At 47.2% G+C, this 22,455-nt stretch carries 25 protein-coding genes; 8 read left to right on the forward strand and 17 right to left on the reverse strand.

Annotated features, from left to right (window positions below):
• Positions 1-175: 175 nt before the first annotated feature.
• The 9 genes from RHEIN_RS07500 to ccmA are packed head-to-tail and all read right to left on the reverse strand — an operon-like array spanning position 176 to position 7,130.
• Positions 176-1,384: a tetratricopeptide repeat protein gene (locus RHEIN_RS07500; protein ID WP_008898376.1), complete on the reverse strand. Its 1,209-nt coding sequence runs from the start codon at positions 1,382-1,384 to the stop codon at positions 176-178.
• On the reverse strand, positions 1,384-1,854 hold the full coding sequence (locus RHEIN_RS07505; RefSeq protein ID WP_008898377.1) for a cytochrome c-type biogenesis protein: 471 nt from the start codon (positions 1,852-1,854) through the stop codon (positions 1,384-1,386). Before RHEIN_RS07505 ends, RHEIN_RS07500 begins: the two co-directional genes overlap by 1 nt.
• A 3-nt stretch (positions 1,855-1,857) precedes the next feature.
• Positions 1,858-2,427: a DsbE family thiol:disulfide interchange protein gene (locus RHEIN_RS07510; protein ID WP_008898378.1), complete on the reverse strand. Its 570-nt coding sequence runs from the start codon at positions 2,425-2,427 to the stop codon at positions 1,858-1,860.
• The gene (locus RHEIN_RS07515; RefSeq protein WP_008898379.1) at positions 2,420-4,399 is read right to left on the reverse strand and encodes a heme lyase CcmF/NrfE family subunit; all 1,980 of its coding nucleotides are present in this window, start codon (positions 4,397-4,399) and stop codon (positions 2,420-2,422) included. The genes RHEIN_RS07510 and RHEIN_RS07515 overlap by 8 nt, the downstream gene beginning before the upstream one ends.
• Positions 4,396-4,890 carry a cytochrome c maturation protein CcmE gene (gene ccmE / locus RHEIN_RS07520; RefSeq protein ID WP_008898380.1) on the reverse strand — a complete coding sequence of 165 codons (495 nt, stop codon included), beginning with the start codon at positions 4,888-4,890 and terminating at the stop codon, positions 4,396-4,398. The genes RHEIN_RS07515 and ccmE overlap by 4 nt, the downstream gene beginning before the upstream one ends.
• The gene (ccmD, locus tag RHEIN_RS07525; protein WP_008898381.1) at positions 4,891-5,091 is read right to left on the reverse strand and encodes a heme exporter protein CcmD; all 201 of its coding nucleotides are present in this window, start codon (positions 5,089-5,091) and stop codon (positions 4,891-4,893) included.
• On the reverse strand, positions 5,091-5,843 hold the full coding sequence (locus tag RHEIN_RS07530; protein WP_040554750.1) for a heme ABC transporter permease: 753 nt from the start codon (positions 5,841-5,843) through the stop codon (positions 5,091-5,093). The genes ccmD and RHEIN_RS07530 overlap by 1 nt, the downstream gene beginning before the upstream one ends.
• Before the next feature lies 1 nt (position 5,844).
• Positions 5,845-6,510: a heme exporter protein CcmB gene (ccmB, locus tag RHEIN_RS07535; protein ID WP_008898383.1), complete on the reverse strand. Its 666-nt coding sequence runs from the start codon at positions 6,508-6,510 to the stop codon at positions 5,845-5,847.
• Positions 6,504-7,130 (reverse strand): cytochrome c biogenesis heme-transporting ATPase CcmA, encoded by a 627-nt coding sequence (gene ccmA / locus RHEIN_RS07540; RefSeq protein ID WP_008898384.1) that lies wholly within the window; start codon positions 7,128-7,130, stop codon positions 6,504-6,506. Before ccmA ends, ccmB begins: the two co-directional genes overlap by 7 nt.
• 173 nt (positions 7,131-7,303) lie before the next feature.
• On the opposite strand from ccmA, the gene RHEIN_RS20345 reads away from it, so the two are divergent.
• The gene (locus tag RHEIN_RS20345) at positions 7,304-9,337 is read left to right on the forward strand and encodes a flagellar hook-length control protein FliK (RefSeq protein ID WP_008898385.1); all 2,034 of its coding nucleotides are present in this window, start codon (positions 7,304-7,306) and stop codon (positions 9,335-9,337) included.
• Between the two features lie 3 nt (positions 9,338-9,340).
• Complete coding sequence (locus RHEIN_RS07550) at positions 9,341-9,670, forward strand: EscU/YscU/HrcU family type III secretion system export apparatus switch protein (protein WP_008898386.1); 330 nt, start codon at positions 9,341-9,343, stop codon at positions 9,668-9,670.
• On the opposite strand, the gene RHEIN_RS07555 is transcribed toward RHEIN_RS07550, so the two are convergent.
• The 8 genes from RHEIN_RS07555 to rnm all read right to left on the reverse strand — a co-directional run bounded on the left by RHEIN_RS07555 (position 9,667) and on the right by rnm (position 15,238).
• Complete coding sequence (locus RHEIN_RS07555) at positions 9,667-9,957, reverse strand: hypothetical protein (RefSeq protein WP_158005471.1); 291 nt, start codon at positions 9,955-9,957, stop codon at positions 9,667-9,669. The two genes, RHEIN_RS07550 and RHEIN_RS07555, sit on opposite strands and share 4 nt — an antisense overlap.
• A gap of 107 nt (positions 9,958-10,064) precedes the next feature.
• A complete protein-coding gene (locus RHEIN_RS07560) occupies positions 10,065-10,784 on the reverse strand; it encodes an aspartate/glutamate racemase family protein (protein ID WP_008898388.1) in 720 nt (239 codons plus the stop codon).
• Between the two features lie 119 nt (positions 10,785-10,903).
• Complete coding sequence (locus RHEIN_RS07565; protein ID WP_008898389.1) at positions 10,904-11,098, reverse strand: hypothetical protein; 195 nt, start codon at positions 11,096-11,098, stop codon at positions 10,904-10,906.
• Between the two features lie 171 nt (positions 11,099-11,269).
• Positions 11,270-12,211 (reverse strand): 23S rRNA pseudouridine(2605) synthase RluB, encoded by a 942-nt coding sequence (gene rluB / locus RHEIN_RS07570; protein WP_008898390.1) that lies wholly within the window; start codon positions 12,209-12,211, stop codon positions 11,270-11,272.
• A 3-nt stretch (positions 12,212-12,214) separates the two neighbouring features.
• The gene (scpB, locus tag RHEIN_RS07575) at positions 12,215-12,796 is read right to left on the reverse strand and encodes an SMC-Scp complex subunit ScpB (protein WP_008898391.1); all 582 of its coding nucleotides are present in this window, start codon (positions 12,794-12,796) and stop codon (positions 12,215-12,217) included.
• A 38-nt stretch (positions 12,797-12,834) separates the two neighbouring features.
• Positions 12,835-13,656 (reverse strand): segregation and condensation protein A, encoded by an 822-nt coding sequence (locus tag RHEIN_RS07580; RefSeq protein WP_008898392.1) that lies wholly within the window; start codon positions 13,654-13,656, stop codon positions 12,835-12,837.
• A gap of 29 nt (positions 13,657-13,685) precedes the next feature.
• Entirely contained in the window at positions 13,686-14,306 is a 621-nt protein-coding gene (locus RHEIN_RS07585; RefSeq protein WP_008898393.1) for an L-threonylcarbamoyladenylate synthase, read from the reverse strand.
• 68 nt (positions 14,307-14,374) lie between these two features.
• Complete coding sequence (gene rnm, locus RHEIN_RS07590) at positions 14,375-15,238, reverse strand: RNase RNM (RefSeq protein ID WP_008898394.1); 864 nt, start codon at positions 15,236-15,238, stop codon at positions 14,375-14,377.
• A 515-nt stretch (positions 15,239-15,753) separates the two neighbouring features.
• Between rnm and RHEIN_RS07600 the strand changes: the two genes are divergently transcribed.
• The 6 genes from RHEIN_RS07600 to trpA all read left to right on the forward strand — a co-directional run bounded on the left by RHEIN_RS07600 (position 15,754) and on the right by trpA (position 22,416).
• Entirely contained in the window at positions 15,754-17,331 is a 1,578-nt protein-coding gene (locus tag RHEIN_RS07600) for an anthranilate synthase component 1 (protein WP_008898395.1), read from the forward strand.
• A gap of 70 nt (positions 17,332-17,401) precedes the next feature.
• Positions 17,402-18,001: an aminodeoxychorismate/anthranilate synthase component II gene (locus tag RHEIN_RS07605; RefSeq protein ID WP_008898396.1), complete on the forward strand. Its 600-nt coding sequence runs from the start codon at positions 17,402-17,404 to the stop codon at positions 17,999-18,001.
• The gene (gene trpD, locus RHEIN_RS07610) at positions 17,998-19,017 is read left to right on the forward strand and encodes an anthranilate phosphoribosyltransferase (RefSeq protein WP_008898397.1); all 1,020 of its coding nucleotides are present in this window, start codon (positions 17,998-18,000) and stop codon (positions 19,015-19,017) included. Before RHEIN_RS07605 ends, trpD begins: the two co-directional genes overlap by 4 nt.
• Positions 19,010-20,392: a bifunctional indole-3-glycerol-phosphate synthase TrpC/phosphoribosylanthranilate isomerase TrpF gene (trpCF, locus tag RHEIN_RS07615; protein ID WP_008898398.1), complete on the forward strand. Its 1,383-nt coding sequence runs from the start codon at positions 19,010-19,012 to the stop codon at positions 20,390-20,392. Before trpD ends, trpCF begins: the two co-directional genes overlap by 8 nt.
• A complete protein-coding gene (trpB, locus tag RHEIN_RS07620) occupies positions 20,385-21,602 on the forward strand; it encodes a tryptophan synthase subunit beta (RefSeq protein ID WP_008898399.1) in 1,218 nt (405 codons plus the stop codon). Before trpCF ends, trpB begins: the two co-directional genes overlap by 8 nt.
• Before the next feature lie 10 nt (positions 21,603-21,612).
• Positions 21,613-22,416 (forward strand): tryptophan synthase subunit alpha, encoded by an 804-nt coding sequence (gene trpA, locus RHEIN_RS07625; protein WP_008898400.1) that lies wholly within the window; start codon positions 21,613-21,615, stop codon positions 22,414-22,416.
• The last annotated feature ends 39 nt before the right edge of the window (positions 22,417-22,455 follow it).

The following is a 22,455-nucleotide window of genomic DNA, read 5'->3' on the forward strand; positions in this document are numbered from 1 at the left end:
TAGTACAGGGGCCAAAACAGCAGGACATAGTTTTTTAGCTGCCGTGTTATAGCCTATTGGACATCAAATGAAAAGAGGCAAAAGGACAGAAGGGGAAAGCAAAAGGCCAGAGCCTGACCTTTTGCTTGTTTAAGCATCAATTTAAAGCGGTATTTTTAGCGAACTTCAGCATGGGTTAAGGCTGCAGGCTAAGGCTCAGACGAAGTGCTGCTTCGTCAAAACTGAGTTCGTCAGACTGTACCTGCGGACCATTTTCATCATTCAGCACCTGACCTGACAACGACAAACGGGCACTGATTTGAATACGATCGGCGTTGGCTAAAGTCCAGCCCTGTTGCATCGCCTGAGCTTCACTGAGGGTAATGGTCTGAGTGCCACTGAATACCGGCAGTTTTTGCACAGCCAATGGCAAAGGTGGCCCGTCCACTGCTTTGGCAAATACAAACAAAGTGCCTGTTTTGTATTTCTCTGCCAGTTCAGGGCTGATGGTTAATTCGATATTAACCTGACGACCTGATACTGGTGTTTCAAAGTTTTGCTCCTCTGCTGGCATCAGCCCCAGCTTTTGTTGCACCAGCGCATAACGTGGGTCAGAGGTCTCCAGCTTAGGCAACAATAACTGCCATGCTTGCTGTGCCTGCTCTTTATCGCCCCGCTCTTCTGCCACCATCGCCAGCATAGAAAGTGCATCCGTGTTGTCCGGGTCCTGTTGTAAGACGTTGGACAAACTGCGCGCAGCTTTCGCCAGATGTTCATCACCAGCAGCCACTAACAAGGCCTGACTGTAGCTGATCAGCACATTGATGCGGTTCGGTGTTAAAGCCAGCGCCTTTTCAAAAGCTTCAATGGCATCATCTAACATGCCTTTGGATAACCAGATGCGGCCAATCACAAACCAGGCAACGGCGTCATCGCCTTCTTTACTGATTTTAGTGCGCAGCGCCAAAGCAAAAAGGTTAATTTCTTCTTCAGTTAAGGGTTCACCTTTATTCAGTAGTGCACGCTCACCGTACTCTGGCAATAGCTGCTGCGCAGTTTGCCAGTTTTGCAGCGCGGTAAAATGGCCGGTCAGACTGTAAAGCCACACTGTGCCTAATAACACCAAAACACTGGTGCCCAGCACCCATGCAGTTGGCGAACCAGAAACCCGCTGTTGGTTTTGTTGCTGCTGCAGGTATTGAGTTTTTAATTCAGCAGCCGCCAGCGTAAAGTCCTGTTCAGCTAATTCTCCATTGTCCCTGGCCTGGGATAACAGCTGCAGTTTTTCTTCAAACTGAACCGCAGGGCTTAGTTGCACTCCAGCCCCTTTGCGGCGGAAAAACAGCAGCAACAGCACAATAAGTACCAGCATTAAAGCGCCAGCAAAACTTAACGACATCAGCATCAGCTTTTTCTCCTGTACTGCTCAATCAACTGATCCAGTTGTTGTTCCAGTTGCGGCGTTGCCTGCTCAGCTGACTCAGTCACAGCACCACTGCGCTCAGCTCTGCGTCGCAGCAGCAATACCAGCACCAGACCAAAGGCCATTAATGCAGGCAACAACCATAAAATCAGCGTAAATTTATTCAGTGGTGGCTGGTAATGCACAAAGTCGCCGTAACGGCTTTTCATATAGTCCAGCACCTGATCTTTGTCTTGCCCTTGCTGCACCAGCTCCAGCGTTTTATTGCGCATATCCACAGCCACTACAGCGTTGGAGTCAGCAATATTCTGGTTTTGACACTTAGGGCAACGTAATTCCTGAGTAAGCTCTTTAAACAAGGCTTGCTGCTCTGGGCTTTGAAACTCAATCAAAGCTTGCGAGGCTTGAGTTGTTGCAGTGAACAACAGCAGGCTTAGAAAAAATGCTTTCATGCCCTACTCCTCTAAACTTTGATAAGCAGCGGCCAGCTTCTGTTGCCAGACTTGCGGATTAATATCACCTATATGGTGATAACGAATAATGCCTTTAGCATCGATCAAAAAGGTTTCCGGCGCGCCTGTGACCCCTAAATCAAAAATCAGGCTGCGGTCTTTATCCAGAATATTCCACTGATAAGGATCGCCTTGTTGTTCGAGCTTCAATGCCACTTCCTGCTGCAGTGCAGTCAGGTTAAATACCTCGCCAAAAGCCGCATCGCTCGGTTGCTGATAATACAAACCTATAATCATCACACCCTGCTCACGCAGTTCGGTCAGATAAGCCAGTTCGGCATTACAGGTCACACACCAGGTGCCCCAGACATTCAGCAAATAAGGCTTACCTTTAAGCTTCTCTGCAGTCCAGAGGTTATCCGGCTGCTGCAGATCAGGTAAGGTAAATGCCGGAAGTGGTTTATTTAATACCGAGGACTCACGCTCCATAGGATCAGAAAACAAACCACTGAATAAAAATACCGACAAGCCAATAAAGAGCACAAAGGGGATAAAAAAAGCCAGTTTACGCATCAGCTTTGTCCTTCTGTTCGGTGGTATCTTTTCGATCAACAGTACGACGACGATAGCGCTTATCACAAAGCGCTATCAAAGCACCCAGCGACATCAGTAAACCCCCTAACCAAATCCAGCGCACAAAAGGCTTCACATACAAACTCAAAGCCCAGCTGTCTTCTGAAAGCGACTCGCCTAAAGCCACGTACAAGTCACGGCTTAAACGGGCATGCACAGCAGCTTCGGTCATGACACTGCGCTGCACTGTATAAAAGCGTTTTTCTGCATGTAAATGAGTAACATAGTCGCCCTGATAACTGACATCCAATTCAGCTGCTTCGCCGCTGTAGTTAGGGCCTTTTAAGTCGTAGACTTCCACCAGCTTAAACTGGTAACCAGCCAGTTCGACCTGATCACCGGCTTTCATTCGGACCTGAGTTTCCACACTGTAGGTTTTGGTCATAGCAACCCCAACCACCAGCACAGCAAAACCAATATGCGCCAGCGTCATACCAAAATGACTGGCATTGAGTTTCGTCAGGCCTTGTGTGATGGAGCCAAACTGCTGCAAACGCTGCAGCAACTCAAAAATAGCGGATGAACCAACCCAGGCGCCTAATAACAAACCTAGCAAGGCCAAATTAGCCTGAATACTTTGGGTTGCAGCCATAGTTCCTAAAGCCAGAATTAAAGTGGCGATAGCAATTAAACTCATCGGCTTTAACAAAGGTTGGACTTGTTGCTGTTTCCAGCGCACCCAGGGGCCTAAACCCAATAACAACGAAAATGGGATCACCAGGTAATAAAACAGTTGGTTAAAAAACGGCTCGCCAATAGAGATGGAACCTAAGCCCAACTCTTTATGCACCAGTGGGAACAAAGTGCCTAGTAACACCACCAAAGTGGCGGTTAACAGGAAAATATTATTGCCCCACAGCAGCACTTCACGGGAAAACAATTCGTAACGGGCCTGGCTGCGTACTGAGTTCATCCGAATGGCGTACAGCAATAAAGAGCCGCCGACCACCACCAGTAAAAATGCCAATAAATACAAACCCCGATCCGGATCGGCAGCAAAAGAATGCACAGACACTAAAACGCCTGAACGCACTAAAAAGGCGCCTAACAAGCTGAGCGAAAATGCGCCTATCGCCAAAAGCACTGTCCAGGATTTAAAAGTACCGCGTTTTTCTGTCACAGCTAAAGAATGGATCAGCGCAGTACCAACCAGCCATGGCATAAAAGAAGCGTTTTCAACCGGATCCCAGAACCACCAGCCGCCCCAGCCTAATTCAGCATAAGCCCACCAGCTACCGAGCATAATGCCCATCGTCAGGAACATCCAGGCCGCTAAAGTCCAGGGTCTGGCCCAACGTGCCCAGGTACTGTCAAACTTACCGCCCATCAGCGCAGCTATGGCAAAAGCAAAAGACACCGCAAAACCTACATAACCCATATACAGCATAGGAGGGTGAATGATCATGCCAAAATCCTGCAACAGCGGATTTAAATCACGGCCATCGACAGGGTAATATGGCAGACTGAGCATAAAGGGATTGGACATAAAGAGCACAAAGGCATAAAAGCCCACTGCTATTAAGCCCATCACACCTAAAATACGGCCCTGAAACTGCAAAGGTAAGCTGCGGGAAAACAAGGCAACTGCACCAATCCATCCTGCCAGAGTAAGCAACCACAGCAGCATGGAGCCTTCATGTCCTCCCCAGACGGCCGTTAAACGGTAGTACCATGGCAATAAAGAATTCGAGTTGCTGGCCACATAAACGACAGTAAAATCATTGGCCCAAAAGGCGTAAGACAAAGCCCAGAATGAAAAGGCAGTCAGAAAAAACAGTGCATAAGCCAGCGGATTACCCAGCTCTAATGCAGTTTGATTGCCTTTAAAGCTGCCATACAAAGGCACTATAGCTAAAGCCAGAGAAACACAAAAGGCAAAGGTTAGCGCCAGTTGACCATATTCTGCAATCATGGCTGCTGACCTTTATCAGACTCTTTATACAACTGCGAAGGCGGTACATGCTTAATACCTTTTAAGGCTTCAGCCACTTCAGGCGGCATATACTCTTCATCGTGTTTGGCTAACACTTCTGAAGCTAAAATGGTGGTTTTATCCACCAGCACACCTTGAGCCACTATGCCCTGCCCTTCACGGAATAAATCCGGCAATATGCCTTCATACTCCACTGTCACTATTGGGCCTGTGTCGACTAAATCGAAGCTGACTTTCAGCGAGTCAGGAGCACGGCGCACCGATCCTTTAACCACCATGCCACCTATACGCAGGCGCTGGCCCACTTCAGGTTTTACTTTTTTATCCCCTATGCCTTCGATCAACTGGCTGGGCGTATAAAACAAATCAATATTTTGTTGCAATGCATACAACATGGCGCCTATAGCACCACCTAACAACAACACAAAGGCCGTTACAGCCACTAAGCGTTTCTGACGTCTCGGATTCATCTACTTCTCTTTCTCCTGATGTTGCCGCACCCGTTGTTCCCGCGCTGCTTTGGCGCGGATTTGTTGTTGTATGTTTTTATGTTGCTGCTTGCTGTACCACCACAAGCCAAGCAGCAATCCATAAGTGGTACCAAATGATAACCAGACAAAAAGAGCGTAACCGCCCATGGCCCAAAAGTCTGCCCAGGATGTAAAAGCCATTAGTTCTGCTCTCCATTCTTTGACTCAACCAGTTGTCGTACCCAGGGTCTGTGTTGTTCAAACATCAAAATCTGACTGCGTAATCGTAAACAGGTGAGCGCCGCCAGCAACAAGGCAAAACCTAAAAGGCTGATCAACAGTGGCCATAACATCGACGGGTCAATCGAAGGTTTGGCAAACTTCGTAATAGTGGCGCCTTGATGCAGGGTATTCCACCACTCTACCGAGAAGTGAATAATAGGCAGATTAACCACACCCACTATGGCCAGCAAAGAGGCTACTTTAATGCCACGCGCCGCTTCTGAAAAAGCACCAGCTAACGCAATCACACCTAAATACAAAAACAGCAACACCAGTTCAGAGGTTAAACGTGCATCCCATACCCACCAGGTGCCCCACATAGGTTTGCCCCAGGCAGCTCCGGTAATTAACGCAATAGCGGTATACACAGCTCCTATTGGAGCTATGGCTAATACGGCCCATTGCGCCACCCGGATTTGCCAGACTAAGCCAATAAAAGCAGCAATAGCCATACTGCTGTATGCGCCCATGGACCAGATGGCAGAAGGCACATGAATATAAATAATGCGGTAACTGTCGCCTTGTTGATAATCGGCAGGACTAAAAGCCAGGCCCCAGATATTGCCCAGCACTAAGGTAAATACAGCCAGCGCCATCAGATAAGGCAATAAGCGGCCACACAGATGGTACAAAGTCTCAGGTTTGGCGTAAGGATCTAACCAACGGAACATACTACCCCACATTCATTCGAAGTGCCTGACGCACGGCCAGAGGCACCAGCGCTAAGGCGAATAATAAAAAGGCCAGCAGTACAGCCAATTGCCCTGTATAAGGCAAAGCTGTTGCTGCGGCTTCCATAGCACCACTGGCAAAAATCAGCAGCGGAATATACAAAGGTAAAATAATCAGTGCCTGCAATATACCGCCTTTGTCTGCGGCCATAGTTAATGCAGCACCCAATACACTCAATAAACTTAATACGGGCGTACCCAGCATCAGGGTCACTACTAAAACCTGCCAGCTTTGCCAGTCCAGCCCAAGCAACACCGCAATTAAAGGCGACACCAGAATTAAGGGCACACCTGTCGATAACCAATGGCAACAAATTTTCGCCGTGACATAGCTAAACAAGCCCTGTCGTCCTGCCACTAATTGTTCTATCACCCCATAACGGTAATCATCTTTAAATAAACGTTCAGCCGACAACAACACACTTAAAAGTGCAGCTATCCAGACTAAACCTGGCGCTATTTGTTTCAGCATACCCGGCTCCGGGCCAATCCCCAGCGGGAACAAACTCAGCACCAACAAAAAGAACACCAGCGGATTGAGCCAGTCGGCTTTTTGCCGCCCCAGCAATTGTAATTCGCGTTTGATTAAAGAACGCCACATCACCATCTGTACTCCAGTTCTATCGCCTGAAGCTCTGGGTAAGAAGCGGACAAGGCCTGATGACTGGTCAAAACAATGACGCCACCTGCAGACAGATGCTGTAAAAAATGTTGTTCCAGTCTGGCAATCAACTGTTGATCCAGGGAGGTAAAAGGTTCGTCCAGTATCCAGAGTGGTTTAGTTGTGAACCACAGTCGAGCCAAAGAGACACGGCGCTGCTGACCGGCAGAGAGCATAAAACAAGGAATATCCTCTAAACCAGCTAAACCTAAAGAGCCTAATAACTGATAAGGATCTGCCACCTGTTGTTCGGTTAAAGCCGACCAGAACGCTAAATTTTGTAAGGCAGTCAGTTGAGGATGGATACCACTCTGATGACCAATAAACAGCAGTTGTTCAGAAAAAAACTCAGCCACAGAGCTTAAAGGTTTACCGTGGAATAAAATCTGACCGTCTTCAGGCAAGGACAAACCGGCCAGCAGTCGCAACAGCGAACTTTTACCGGCTCCGTTTTTTCCTTGAATATAAAGCACTTGCCCTGCATTTAACTGAAAATTTAAGTTCTCAAATAACACTCTGTCCTGGCGGACACAGCTTAGTGCTTCGGCGGCCAAAATTATCGACAAAGGGTAAACTCCCAAAAAAAGTCGCGGCATCTTAGCATATTGGCAATAGAATACGAATGCGCTATAACCTTGAAACAGCGGGCTTTATAGAAATTAATGTTTCAGATCAAAACCACAACTGCCGATATATCTGTGCAACTATGCCTGATAACCAACAATGGACCTGAATAGAAGTGAACCAGATAACGATAGATAGCGCGTTAAGTGCCCTGACCAAAGGGTCTGTACCCGCTGCTGTGCTGGTGGAAGAGCAGAATTATCAGGCCTTGCTGAATATTGGCAAAGACGGTATAGGTCAGTTAAAGCTGCATACAGCCTCTGGTATGGTGCTTATTCAGGACGCCAAACTGAACTTACCTGCCTTGCAAGGTCAGCTCATGGTGCAATTGAGTCAGGCCTTGTCAGGTCAGTTGCAGTTAAAGCTCAGTCAGAATGGCCCTCAGCCTATGCCAGTGCAGTTAACTCAGCCGCAATTGCAACAGCTAGTAACCCAGCTCAGTAGTCAGCTCAGTTCGCCACAGGCCACGCAAAGCTCAACTCAGGTATCAGCCCAGTTAACGGCTCAACTCACCAGTCAACTGCAACCGCAGCAAAACGGCAGCAGCGCCAAAGTAGTACAAGTGCCAGTGCAAATACAGCGTCTGGAACAGCAACTGATTTTGCAACTGGGACAAAATAAAGTTCAGTTGCCCTTACCCGCAGTTCTGCAAAGCTTGCCGGCCACGCAATGGCTAAATGCAAAACTGCAACTAAAAGCTGGTCAGTTAAGCCTGGTATTAGCAAAAGCGGCTTTGCAACCAGAGACTGCAGGCAGCAAAGCTACGGACCTACCACAAAGCAAAACTGCTTCTGCTGTGGTTCAGGGAAAAAACACAGAGCTGCTAACGGTGCCGCTTAAACACGAAACCACATCAGGTCCTGTAAAAAATCAGCCACAGCCTGTCGTGGTAAAGACCCAGACTCAATCTCAGCCTCAGGTTCAAACCCAGGCCCAAAGCCAGAGCAAAACTCAAATCAATACCCAAGCCCCTGTGGCTTTGCAAGCTCAGACTATTATTCCGTTACCAGCGGTTGTACAGCAGCGTATTTTGCCTTTGGTATTACCAGCGCTGACCACAGCTGTCTCTGGTGTGGTGCTGAGTTTAAACGAATTAAAACAGCTGCCTTTGCCTGCGGCAATGAAACAACAACTGGCAGACCCTGCGTATCAGTTACAACTCAACCCTCAGGGCCAGTTGCAACTCAAAGCTATACCAGAACAAAAAACCATACAGATAGAGCCTCAGCCCAAAGTACTGCAATTACAAAGCTCTAAAACCGCACAACCCCAGACTGTATCAGGCCCAGTGGAAGCGACTAAATTTGTGAAACCACAAATAGAACCTGCTGTGCTTAATCAGGCCTGGCGACAGTTATTGCCTATGCTCAATCCCGAATGGGAAAATCTGGCCGAAGTGCCGGAGTTACCGGAAGCAGTCAAAGCTATTTTACAGTTAGTGCGGCAAAGCCAGCCCGACGCCAGTAAGATGACTAATCTGGCCCAACTACCGGCTCAGCTACAGGCCTTATTGCAATTTAACCCGCTGCAGAATGTGACTATGCCGCAAACTGCAGCTGGCACCTTAGCTGTGGCTATTCAGTTATTATTAGGCCGTTTGGGGCAAAGCCTGCCACAAAATGACAAAGGAGTGAATAAAGAGCATAAGCTGAAAGAATTTGTCGCTCAGTTGGATCAAAACCAAAGCAGTCAGTTATTAAAACAGCTGTCGAGCCAAAGCTCATCGCTGCAACATGCCCAGTTGTCTACGCTGGAACAACAAAGTAAAGATCCGCTGCAACAGCTGTTTTTAACTCTGCCGATCCAAAATCAGCAGGTATCAGATTTTTGCCAGATCGCCATCACCCAACAGGAAGAGGATCAGGACAAAGGCAAAGGTAAATCAACCCAATGGCAGTTATCGATGAAGTTTGATTTAAAACAGCTGGGGCAGTTGCTGGCGATCAGCAAGTTTTCAGGAAACTCCTTAGCCTTGCAGCTCTACACCGACACCACAGTACTCAAACTGTTAGCCGAAAAATACCTGCCGCTGTTAAAAGACAGATGCAAAGCTCAGGGCATAGAAGTGACAGAAGCACATTGCCAGCTTGGGAAAATTCCGGATAGTTTAATGCCCAAAACCACCAGCTTGCTGGCCATTCGGGTGTAGAGCATGAAAGACGTGACTAAAACTCCTGATCACACAGACATAGACGCCAGCGCAGTAGCTCTGGCTTATGACGGTAAAAATGCACCGCAGATTGTTGCCAAAGGACATGGCGAACTGGCGCAGGACATTATCGCCACAGCCAAAGAACATGGCGTACTGGTGCATGAAGATGAAGAGCTGGTGAAAGTACTGCAACGTATTGAGCTGGGCACTGATATCCCAAAAGAGCTGTATGTTATCATCGCTGAGCTCATCGCCTTTTCTTATGTGCTGCAGGGCAAATTCCCGGACGAGTGGCACAATATTCACCAGCGTATTGATTTAAAAAGCTAACTTTCTTGTTTATCACTAACCAGCATAGTGCGGCTGGCGGATACAGCCGGGTGTGAAATCTGCACCTGGATGTCACTGATCAACTGGTGCAGCTCAGCCTCTGCAACTGGCTCTTTCATCTCCAGCTGAAATTCCAGACAAGCATGACCATGCCAGTCAGTTACACCCAGCAAATGCCAGTCAGTTAATTGAGGATGCTTTAGCGTATGACCACAATCACGCGCAACTTCAGCTAAATCGGCATCATCATCCGATAAATCCACTTCGAGGTATAAATACAACATCATCAATTCCTTATTCTACCCACAGCCCCGATCTCCTAAGTAATTGGAGTTGCAGCGCGGCGACCTGTAGGGGCGTGGTCTATCCGCGCCCGTCTCATCAAATCAAAAAATCAACAAAGCTGCGGCTTCAAGAACGACGGGGATAATGCCCAGTCTGCAGCCTTTTGTGCATGCAAAGCTGTGGTATCAAATAACGGCACTGTACAGTCCTCAGCGCTTACCAATAAACCTATTTCAGTGCAGCCCAAAATAATAGCTTCTGCGCCCTGAACTACCAAATCGGCCATGATCTGTTGATACAGCAGACGTGACTCCGGCTTCACTATCCCGAGGCATAATTCCTGATATATCACCTGATGTACCCCTGCCCGAGCAGCTTCGTCCGGCACCAGCACCTCTAAACCATAATGCTCTGTCAGACGTTTTTTATAAAAATCCTGCTCCATGGTAAAACGGGTGCCTAATAAGGCGACTTTTTTCAAACCAGCTTGCTCTATAGCTTCGGCCGTCGCATCAGCTATATGCAACAGTGGAATAGTAACAGCGGCTTCAATGCTGGCTGCTACTTTATGCATGGTGTTTGTGCAAAGCACAATACAATCAGCACCAGCTGCCTGTAACCTGAGTGCGGCATGCGCTAACACCTCACCGGCTTTGTCCCACTCGCCACTGCGCTGCAACTGCTCTATTTCCGCAAAATCCACACTGTATAAAATGATTTTGCCGCTGTGCAAACCGCCCAGTTGCTGCTTAATGCACTGATTGATTTGACGGTAATAAGGAATAGTCGACTCCCAACTCATGCCGCCTATTAAGCCTATGGTTTTCATTGATATTTCTCGAAGGGGATGATGGAGTTACAGTAACAAGGTAGGCAGATACAAGTAAATAACAAAACCCGTTGATGGGTTCAACGGGTCTTTAGTAATAAAGGACTGCTATCACAAGCTCAGTAATAAATATCCGCTTTCTGATGCAGTTGAGGTTCGTCCTGCAGATCGTCAAAAGATACAGCTATATGCTGATCTTTATTGTCCAGATCAGATAAATACACAGCTCTGTCCTGCGCATCAATCCAGCTTACTATACCTATACCTTTTTTGGTCTGGCATACCATGCCTAATTTAAGCTCTAATACATTCATCGCACATCTCCTCAGGCTTAATAACTTAACTTCAGTACTAAGTTAGACGCGCAAAGATGTCATTTTGATGTCCGACCAGATAAATTAATGCTAACTGAATGAAATAAAGCGGAATTTAGTTTGGGTCAGAGTGTTTCCTCTGACCCGAAAGTTACAAAAGTCAGGGCTGGATCAGATGCGGGTACGTTTTTTCTGAGTTTGTTTTGGTTTTTTCGCTTTGGCTTTTTCAGCCGCTGCTGCTTTTTCTGCTCTCACCACTTCAGGTTTAACGCCCGACTGCACCATGATCTGATGTTTACGTACCGCACGTTTAATACCAGCCATACGACGGCGACGTTCATCGCGGTCTTCCGGTTTCATTAAACTTTCAGTTTCGGCCGACAAATGCACCAGCTTACGTAAGTAGTTCACATCTTCCAGCGGGTATTCGGCATAACCACCTGCAGGTAAATGTTTAGGCAATAACAAATCACCGTAACGAATACGAATTAAGCGGCTGACTACAGCGCCCTGAGATTCCCACATACGGCGAACTTCACGGTTACGACCTTCCGTCAGTACTACATGGAACCAGCGGTTAATACCTTCGCCGCCCATAGCTTTTACTTTTTTGAAGTTAGCTTTACCATCTTCCAGCTCCACGCCTAAACGCAGTTTCTGGATCATCGCATCGTTGACATCACCAAATACCCGTACTGCATATTCACGTTCTACTTCAAACTTCGGATGCATTAAACGGTTGGCCATTTCACCATCTGTGGTGAACAGCAATAAACCGCTGGTATTGATATCTAAACGGCCAATGGCAATCCAGCGGGAGTCTTTAATTTTTGGCAGGCGGTCAAATACAGTAGGACGGCCTTCAGGGTCGATACGCGAACAAATTTCGCCTTCAGGTTTGTGGTAGGCAATCACACGGCATACCTGTTCAGCTTCAGCCGCAATTTTGACCGGATGGCCGTCGACCCGCACTTGTTGATTTGCATTGATGCGGTCGCCTAATGACGCCACTTTGCCATCCACAGTCACACGTCCAGCACTGATGTATTCTTCCATCTCGCGGCGGGATCCAACACCGGATCGCGCCAGCACTTTCTGTAGTTTTTCACTCATGATTTAATGTATCTCTTCAGTCATCACGACTGGGTTAAAAAAATCCGGCGTTGCTTGAAACTCGGCCAGAGCAGGTAAATCGCTTAAATCCTTTAAGCCAAAATAATCTAAAAATGTTGGCGTCGTGGCATACAAACCAGGACGACCCGGTACTTCTTTATGCCCTACCACTTTGACCCAACCACGGTCGAGCAAAGTACGCATAATCTGACTGCTGACAGTCACGCCCCGTACTTCTTCAATTTCACCGCGGGTAATAGGCTGACGATAGGCAATCAAAGCCAAAGTTTCCAGCACAGCACGGGAATAACGCGGCGAACGCTCCGGCCAGAGTAAGGCCAGATATTCACTTAAATCAGCGCGGGTTTGAAACCGAAAACCAGAGGCGGTTTCAATCAACTGAATACCCCGGCCTAAATAATCCTGTTGCAACTGACTTAAGGCCTGTTGCAAACGTTTACGGGTTAACTCAAAACTTTCCAGCACTGTGCTTTGTAAGTCATTCACAGACAAAGGTTTATCAGAGGCAAAAATAGCGGCTTCGACTAACTGCAGCAGTTGTTGCTCGTTAATTTTTTTCGCCATGCCCTCTCCTTTGCCTGTAGCTTCAAATACGGCCGCTATTATGAAGATTTGATATGGATTTGACCATAAGCTTCTACTTGTATGACTTGGATCAGCTTCTCTTTCACCAGCTCCAGAATAGCTAAAAAGCTGACGACCACACCTTGTCGCCCTTCGGCTAACTCAAAACACTCGGCAAATTCAAGGTAGTCAGAGCGGCCTTTTAGCAACTCCAGAATTTTGCTCATACGCTCGCGGGTAGATAAATGCTCTTTTTTAATTTGGTGATGCTGAAAATCTTTGGCGCGTTTGGCAATGTCTTTCAGTGCCAGCAAAATTTCCTGCAAAGACACTTCTGGCAAAATCACATAAGGTTCAAAGTTATCATCTAATCCAGCTTTAGCCTGAAAATAATCCCGCTCCTGGCGTGGCAATAAATCCATGTCAGTGGCGGCTTTACGGATAATTTCGTATTCCTGCAAACGCCTGACTAAATCAGCTCTGGGGTCGGTTTCGTCATCGGCTTTATGATCATGCTGCGGCAGTAATAAGCGCGATTTAATTTCCGCCAGCATAGCGGCCATTAACAAATATTCTGCTGCAAGTTCAAAGTTCATATCCTGCATTAAATCAATGTATTCCATATATTGCAGGGTGATTTCGTTGATAGGTAAATCAACAATATCAAAGCGGTGACGACGAATTAAATACAATAAAAAATCCAGCGGGCCTTCAAAACTTTCCAGCAATACCGACAGCGCTTCAGGCGGAATATATAAGTCTTCCGGCTTATCCAGCACAGCCTCGCCGCGAACAAAAGCCAGCGGTAACGGCTGCTGTATCGTCAGGCTGGAAAAGCTGTCGGCTAAAGACTCAGACATCACTGTTCAACCGGATTTCCAACCCAAAGTTAGATGAAAGCACTGCTATCGCCTGCACCCTGACGAATAACTACAGGGTTGTCTTCGGATAAATCAATCACTGTGGTGTGGTTTTCAGCAATCACGCCACCGTGAATTATTAAATCCACCTGACGCTCTAATTGGTCGCGCATTTCTTCCGGATCCGCTTCAGCAAAATCATTGCCAGGCAAGACTAAAGAGCTCGACATCATAGGTTCACCCAGCTCTTCCAATAGCGCCAACGCAATTTTGTTTTGCGGAATACGTAAACCTACGGTCTTTTTCTTGTCGTTTAACAAACGCTTAGGTACTTCCTTAGTGCCTTTTAAAATAAAAGTATAAGCACCAGGGGTGTGGTTTTTAATTAAACGAAAGGCACTGTTTTCTACCTTGGCATACACAGATAACTCAGAAAAATCGCGGCACATCAACGTAAAGTGATGTTCTGTACTCATCTGACGGATTTGCAAAATGCGCTCCAGCGCCGCTTTATCGCCTATATGGCAACCCAAAGCATAACCAGAATCTGTAGGGTAAATCACCACCCCACCTTGCTTGATAATATGCACAGCCTGTTTGATTAAACGTTGCTGCGGATTCTCAGGATGAACATAAAAAAACTGGCTCATAAATTCTTCTTATTCTCTGCACTTGTCACTAAAGTATGTTTAAGCAATAGCAATAAATTTGTTAAAAATCAAGATGAAAGCTGCGCTGATTCAGGTTCTGGCAACAACCAGTCGTGCCACACCGGAGTCACATCATCGGTAAAATACAGTTGGCGGCCCAGCTCATTCCATGGCGTTTCCTGATGAAAATCAGACCCAGCTGATGCCGTTAAACCAAACTTCTGACAGAGCATCCAGACCTGACGTTTTTGCACTGGCGTCATCTGGGCAGACGCCACTTCCATAGCTTTGCCACCAGCGGCAGAAAACTCTTCCGCTAAACGGGTCAGCCAACGGCCGTTCAGTTTGTATTTCAACGGATGGGCTAAAACCGGAGTACCGCCTGCGGCTAAAATCCACTGTACAGCGTCTTGCAGTGGCACCCAGTTGTTTGGCACATAACCCGTATTACCGCGGCTTAAATACTTTTTAAACACTGAATTCATTGAGCTGGCTTTACCAATCTGTACCAGATAACGGGCAAAGTGAGTGCGGGTTAACGCAGCGCCATTGGCAATTTTCAACACGTTTTCCAGCACGTCCGGTATTTTGTTTTTCTCTAATCGACGTGCCATTTCTTCAGCACGTTCTACTCTGCGTTGTTGCTGGGCAGCTAAATGCTGTAAAAACACCGGGCAGTCGGTATTGATATTTAAACCCACTATATGAATTTCAAACTCGTACCAACTGGTGGATATTTCCACACCAGGGATCAAGGTTAAAGGCAGCTGTTTTTCGACAATAGCGGCACGGGCTTCGGCGAGTCCAGCAATAGTGTCGTGGTCGGTAATGGCAAGCACATCCACGCCTTTACTGACGGCTCGCTCAACCAGTTCGGTTGGGCTTAATACGCCATCTGAGCAATAAGTGTGGCTGTGTAAATCAATTTTCATGAGAAGTACCTGAATAAACGGCCGTCATTGTGCCACAAAAGCACATTGGAGGCTCGATTTTCTGAAGTCAGAACTGGCCACAGCTTTTAGCCTTCTATCCACTTATACGTTTTTATTTACTGTTATAACCAAACAGGGCTTGACGGCCATTTGAATTCAGGGTTTTATAGAGGCGTTTTCAAGATAAAGCACAAGAATGGATTTATAGCCAATGCAATTTCAGACAACAACTCAAACTCACATTTGGTGGTGGCATACTCCTTAACGGGCGTGTGGAGGCGTTGTATTCGCTATAAAACCAGGCCCGTTTCGAAAGATGCGGGCTTTTTTTATGTCTTTTTACAGAGTTTTATCAAGGCTTTTAACAAAAACAGGTTTGCAAAAATGAAAATGGCACAACAAAGATTCTGGCGTTGGTGGCGATTTCCTGGTTAGCGGGCCGGACAATTATTGTCCGAACACAGCCAAAAAGCCCGCTTGATGCGGGCTTTCTAATATAAATTTCAGGATAAAACATGAACTTACAACAAATCACCAGTACCACAGGGCAAGTAGCCAGCTTTAGCCAGACGCTGAGTATTCAGCCTGATCCGCTACAAAGCTTCAGGGCCCTGACCAATCAGGGCCAAATGGCGTTATTGTTAGAATCAGCTGAAATTGACAGCAAAAACAGCTTAAAAAGCTTGATGCTGATTGATGCGGCTTTACGTATTGAATGCAACGGCTTACGGGTTCAGGTTGAAGCTTTAACCGATAATGGCAAAACCTTATTACCTTATCTGGCGTCCTTGCTACAAGGCAAAGCAGAACTGCAACTTGAAGATCGCGGGTTGACAGTACAGTTTGCCAAAGCAGACCCACTGCTGGATGAAGAAAGCCGTTTATTATTGCCCAACTCACTGACAGTATTGCGTTTGCTGCAACAGCAACTGCAGAACAACAGCGACGAGCCACTGGCAGTTTTTTTAGGGGGTGTGATTGGTTACGATTTAGTGGCTATGGTAGAAGACTTACCTGAAGTGCCTACTGCTGAAAACCAATGCCCTGATTATCTGTTTTATTTGGCTGAAACCTTGTTGGTGGTTGATCATCAGGCAGGCAATAGCCGCTTGATTGGTAATGTATTTTGTGGCGCTGCAGCCCAGCAACAGTATTTTGTGATAGGACAGCGTCTGTCAGAACTACAGCAACTGTTGCAACAGCCTGCTCAGGCAACCACTGCACAATCTGTAGCTGCAGCTGAAGTGAAAGTCGACATCAGTGATGCAGATTTTGTCGCTCAGGTGGAAGCGCTGAAACAAAACATAGTGGCAGGTGATGTATTTCAGGTGGTGCCATCACGCTGTTTCAGCTTGCCCTGCCCTGATCCACAAGCAGCCTACGCCAAACTGAAACAACAAAATCCCAGCCCTTATATGTTTTACCTGCAGGACAGAGATTTCAGCTTATTTGGTGCCTCTCCTGAGTCGGCGTTGAAGTATGAAGCGGCCACAGCCCAAGTAGAAATTTACCCTATAGCAGGCACTCGCCGCCGTGGTTTTGCCGAGAATGGCAGCATAGACCGCGATTTAGACAGCCGCATTGAGCTGGAGCTGCGTCAGGACGAAAAAGAGAAAGCCGAACATTTAATGCTGGTCGATTTGGCCCGTAACGATGTAGCCCGTATTAGTGTGCCGGGCAGTCGTTATGTTAAAGAGCTGCTGAAAGTAGACCGTTATTCCTACGTCATGCATTTAGTCTCCCGTGTGGTCGGCACTTTAAAAACTGAACTGGATGCACTTCATGCCTATCAGGCCTGTATGAATATGGGCACTTTGGTGGGCGCGCCTAAAGTACGGGCGGCGGAACTTATTCGTGGTGTCGAGAAAAAGCGCCGTGGCAGTTATGGCGGTGCTGTCGGATATCTGGCTGGCAATGGCGATTTTGATAGCTGTATCGTCATTCGCTCGGCTTATGTGCAAAACGGCATGGCGTATATTCAGGCTGGCGCAGGTGTGGTGTACGACAGTGTGGCGCAAGCCGAAGCAGATGAAACCCGCAGCAAAGCTCAGGCGGTGATTAACGCTATTCAGTCTGCAGGAGCTTTCGTATGAGTGTGGTCTATCTGTTAGATAATTTAGATTCCTTCAGCTACAACCTGGTCGACTTTGCAGGAGCGGCGCAATGAGTGTTGTGTATCTTTTAGATAATTTAGATTCGTTCAGCTACAACCTGGTCGATGAAGTGGCGCAGTTAGGTTTTAGCTTAAAGCTGTATCGTAATACGGTGCCTGCTGCTTATATATTCGAAAAAATGGCGCAGGAACAACAGCCTGTGGTTTTGCTGTTATCCCCAGGCCCTGGTGCACCAGCACAAGCCGGTTCCATGCCAGAGCTGATAGCACTGTGCGCAGGCAAATTTCCAATGCTGGGTATTTGTTTAGGCCATCAGGCGCTGGTTGAACATTATGGCGGTATGGTGGGCCGGGCCGGTGAAACTGTTCATGGTAAAACCTCTGTTATTACACTTCACGATCACCCGGTGTTTGGCGCTTTACCTAAACAATTTCCGGTTGCTCGTTATCACTCCTTAATGGCAACAGAAGTCCCCAATTCGCTGCAGGTGATAGCAGCCTATCAGCATATTCCTATGGCGGTAGTGCATGAAGAACATAAAGCTTTGGGTTACCAGTTCCACCCTGAGTCTATTCTGACCACTTTAGGAAAACCTTTACTGAAGCAAAGTCTGGACTACTTAATGAACAGCGCAGGAGCGAAAATATGAGCCAGCCAATTTTAGCTTTAGTGCAGCAAAGCCTGAAAGGTGAAGCTTTATCTTTTGAACAAAGCCACGCTTTTTTTAGTGCTGTAGTTCAAGGCGAAGTTGAACCTTTGCTGTTAACAGCACTTTTGGTAGCGCTGAAAATGCGTGGCGAAACCGCAGAAGAAATAGCAGGTGCTGCCGCTGCTATGCGTGCTGCAGCTACCGTTTTCCCTGCTTCAGTTGCAGGAGCCATAGATTGTTGTGGCACAGGCGGTGATGGCTCCAATACCATCAATATTTCCAGCACTGCAGCACTAGTGGCGGCCAGTATGGGATTGCCTGTGGCCAAACATGGCAACAGAAGCGTATCCTCTCAGTCCGGCTCTGCCGACTTGCTGGAGCAATTGGGCATTAACATTCAGATGAGCCCGGCAACAGCAGCCAAAGCCCTTCATCAATGCAACAGCAGCTTCTTATTTGCACCTTTGTATCATGCTGGTATTAAGCATGCGATGCCGGTGCGTACAGCACTGAAAAGCCGTACCATTTTTAACTTGCTTGGGCCACTGATTAACCCGGCTAAACCTGATTATCAGTTGTTGGGAGTGTACGATCCGGCTTTAACCGCTGTGATGGCGCGATCTCTGCAGCAACTGGGAGTCAAAGCAGCCTGGGTGGTGCATGGCAGTGGTTGTGATGAAATTGCTTTGCACGGTGTGACCAACGTCAGCGCTGTAACAGCAAGTGCTATTGAGCACTTTGAACTGACAGCCTCAGATTTTGCTTTACCTTCAGTCAGCTTAGCCGAGCTTGAAGGGGGCAATCCGGCAGACAATGCCAAAGCAACGCTGGCCATTTTGCAGGGCGCTGGCAAAACAGCACACAATCAGGCAGTGGCGGCTAATGTAGCTTCAATGCTTTATATCAGCGGCAAAGGCAAAGATTTAAAACAGCTCACCCAATCTGTGCTTGAACATTTGGCTTCAGGACAGGCTTTTTCGACATTGACGCAGTTAAGGGAACTTAGTCATGGCTAATGTGTTAACCACTATTATCGATCATAAAAAACTGGAAGTGGCTGAACGCAAGCAAAAGCTGCCGCTGCAACAGTTTCAGGAGCTGGTACAACCCAGCCAGCGTAATTTTTTAAAAGCGCTGCAACAAAAAGGCCCGCGCTTTATTCTGGAATGCAAAAAGGCTTCACCTTCTAAAGGTTTAATTCGCAGCCCTTTTGATTTAGACGAAATTTGTGCCGCTTATGGCCAGTACGCTGATTGCATTTCTGTGCTGACCGACGAGAAGTTTTTTCAGGGCAGTTACGATTATCTGGCGAAAGTCAGAGCTAAAGTGAACCAGCCGCTGCTGCATAAAGATTTTATTATCGATGCCTACCAGATTTATCTTGGCCGTTTGCAGGGCTCTGATGCCGTGCTGCTGATGTTATCTGTGCTGAACGATCTGGAGTATCTGGAACTGGTCAAGGTTGCCAAAAGCTTAAAGCTGACCATATTGACTGAAGTCAGTAACGAAGCTGAAACCCTGCGTGCTGTGGCTTTAGGTGCAGAACTGATTGGCATTAATAACCGAGATTTGCGCACCTTAGATACCAACCTGGAAACCAGTTTCCGGCTGGCGCGTCTGATCCCGGAGGGTATTACTATCGTATCTGAATCAGGCATTTACAGCTCACAGCAGGTACGACAACTGGCTAAAGTGGCCGACGCTTATCTGGTAGGCAGCTCGTTAATGGCGCAGCCTGATTTAGCTACTGCCTGTCGCGCTTTAATTCGCGGTGAACATAAGGTCTGTGGTTTAACCCGCCCTGAAGACAGTGCTGCTGCTTATGGCGCCGGTGCTTATTTTGGCGGTCTGATTTTTTATCCAAAATCACCACGTTTTGTCAGCATTGAGCAAGCCAAAACTGTGCAACAAGGCGCGCCACAACTGCATTATGTCGGGGTTTTTGTTGATGAAGCGGTGGAAACCGTAGCAGCAACAGCACGGGATTTAGAACTGGCAGCAGTGCAGCTGCATGGTGATGAATCCGACTTGTATTTACAAAAACTGCGACCTTTATTGCCAAAAACTACAGAGATCTGGAAAGCCTACCGCGTGCAACACCAACTACCTGCACTGACACGCTACGCTGACCGTTATGTACTGGATGCGTATCATCCGGAGCAGCCAGGCGGTACAGGAGAGCAATTTAACTGGCAGTTATTGGACGAACAATTATTGGATAAAAAGGTGATGCTGGCTGGTGGTTTAAATCCGGACAATGTGATTGCAGCACTGAAACATCAGGTACTGGCCGTGGATCTTAATTCAGGCCTCGAATCCGCTCCCGGCATCAAAGATGCGGGCAAAATTCAACACGCATTTGTGAACATCAGAGAATTCAGTCATGACTAAATTAAATTTAAACCCTTATTTTGGCGATTTTGGTGGCATGTTTGTGCCTGAGTTACTGGTGCCCGCTTTAGTGCAACTGGAACAGGCTTTTGTTGACGCGCAGCAAGACCCGGCTTTTATTGCCGAATTTCAGGCGCTGTTAAAAGACTATGCCGGACGCCCTACGCCTTTAACTTTATGCCGTAATGTGTCCCCTAACCCACTGGCAAAAATTTACTTAAAACGTGAAGACTTATTACACGGTGGCGCGCATAAAACCAATCAGGTATTAGGTCAGGCCTTATTGGCTAAACGTATGGGCAAAAAAGACATTATTGCCGAAACAGGTGCCGGTCAGCATGGTGTGGCTACAGCTTTGGCCTGCGCTTTATTAGGCCTGAATTGCAAAATTTATATGGGTGCTAAGGATATTGACCGTCAGCAACCTAACGTATTTCGGATGAAGCTGATGGGCGCTACTGTTATTCCTGTAACCGCAGGTTCAGGCACCTTAAAAGATGCAGTCAATGAAGCCATGCGTGACTGGTCCGGCAGTTATGCCACCAGCCATTATTTATTAGGTACTGCAGCTGGCCCTCACCCATTCCCGACCATAGTGCGCGAATTCCAGAAAATGATTGGTGAAGAAGCCAAACAACAAATTCTGGAAGCCGAAGGTAAATTACCTGACGCTGTGCTGGCTTGTGTGGGTGGTGGCTCCAACGCTATAGGTATGTTTGCTGATTTTATTAAAGAAGACGGCGTGCGCTTAATTGGTATTGAGCCAGGTGGTATGGGCATTGAAACCCATCAGCACGGTGCAGCCTTAAGTACTGGCAGCTTTGGTATTTTGCACGGCGCTTATACCGCTATTATGCAAACCAAAGATGGTCAGATTGAAGAGTCCTATTCTGTTTCTGCTGGTTTAGATTACCCTGCTGTTGGGCCACAACACACTTATCTGCAAAGCATAGGCCGCGCCGAATATGTGGCTATTAACGACGATGAAGCTTTGGCCGCTTTTCAGCATCTGGCAAAATCAGAAGGCATAATTCCAGCGCTTGAAAGCTCTCATGCTTTAGCTCATGCGCTGAAAATGGCAGCTGCTGCCACAGAACCTTTGGTGCTTTTAGTTAACTTATCCGGTCGTGGTGACAAAGATTTAAACCACGTCTATTCGATTATCGGCGAAGCCCATATCAAACCTAACAACATGGCAGAGCGCAGCTAAGGAGATTTTTATGCAACGTTATCAGCAGTTATTCAGCCGCCTTAGCGATACCAAACAAGGTGCTTTTGTGCCATTCGTCACTATGGGCGATCCGGGTCTTGAGCTGTCTTTTGACATTATTAAAACTTTAATAGACGCAGGTGCCGATGCGTTGGAGCTGGGTATTCCCTTCTCCGACCCAATAGCCGACGGCCCTGTGATCCAAAACGCCAATATCCGTGCTTTAGCCGCAGGTGTCACTCCTGCTCAGTGTTTTGAGCTGATAGGCCGTATTCGTCAGTACAACAAAGACATTCCTATCGGCTTGTTGCTGTACAGCAATCTGGTGATGGCTAAAGGCATAGATAGCTTTTACCAGCAGGCACAACAAGCCGGTGTCGATTCTATTCTGATCGCCGATGTGCCACTTCATGAAAGCAAGTTATTCAGAAACGCTGCTATGAAACATGACATAGCACCTATTTTTATAGCGCCGCCCAATATCACTGATGACAGCTTACGTGAACTGGCCTCTTATGGCCGTGGTTATACGTATCTCCTGAGCCGTGCCGGTGTCACAGGCACTGAAACTCAGGCCACTATGCCTGCCAGCACATTGATTAACAGATTAAAAGAATACAATGCAGCCCCTACTTTACTGGGCTTCGGTATCTCCAAACCAGAGCATGTTAAAGCTGCGATTGAAAGTGGTGCAGCAGGTGCTATTTCAGGTTCAGCTATAGTGCAAATCATTGAAAAACATCAACATCAGCCAGAAACCTTACTCAGTGAACTGTCTGCTTTTGTTCGAGAGATGAAAGCGGCTACTAAATAAGGCAAAAGTTTGGAGAGCTGGTTTTTCAGCTCTCCAATT

It is taken from the genome of Rheinheimera sp. A13L (assembly GCF_000217935.1).
Classification (GTDB): domain Bacteria; phylum Pseudomonadota; class Gammaproteobacteria; order Enterobacterales; family Alteromonadaceae; genus Pararheinheimera.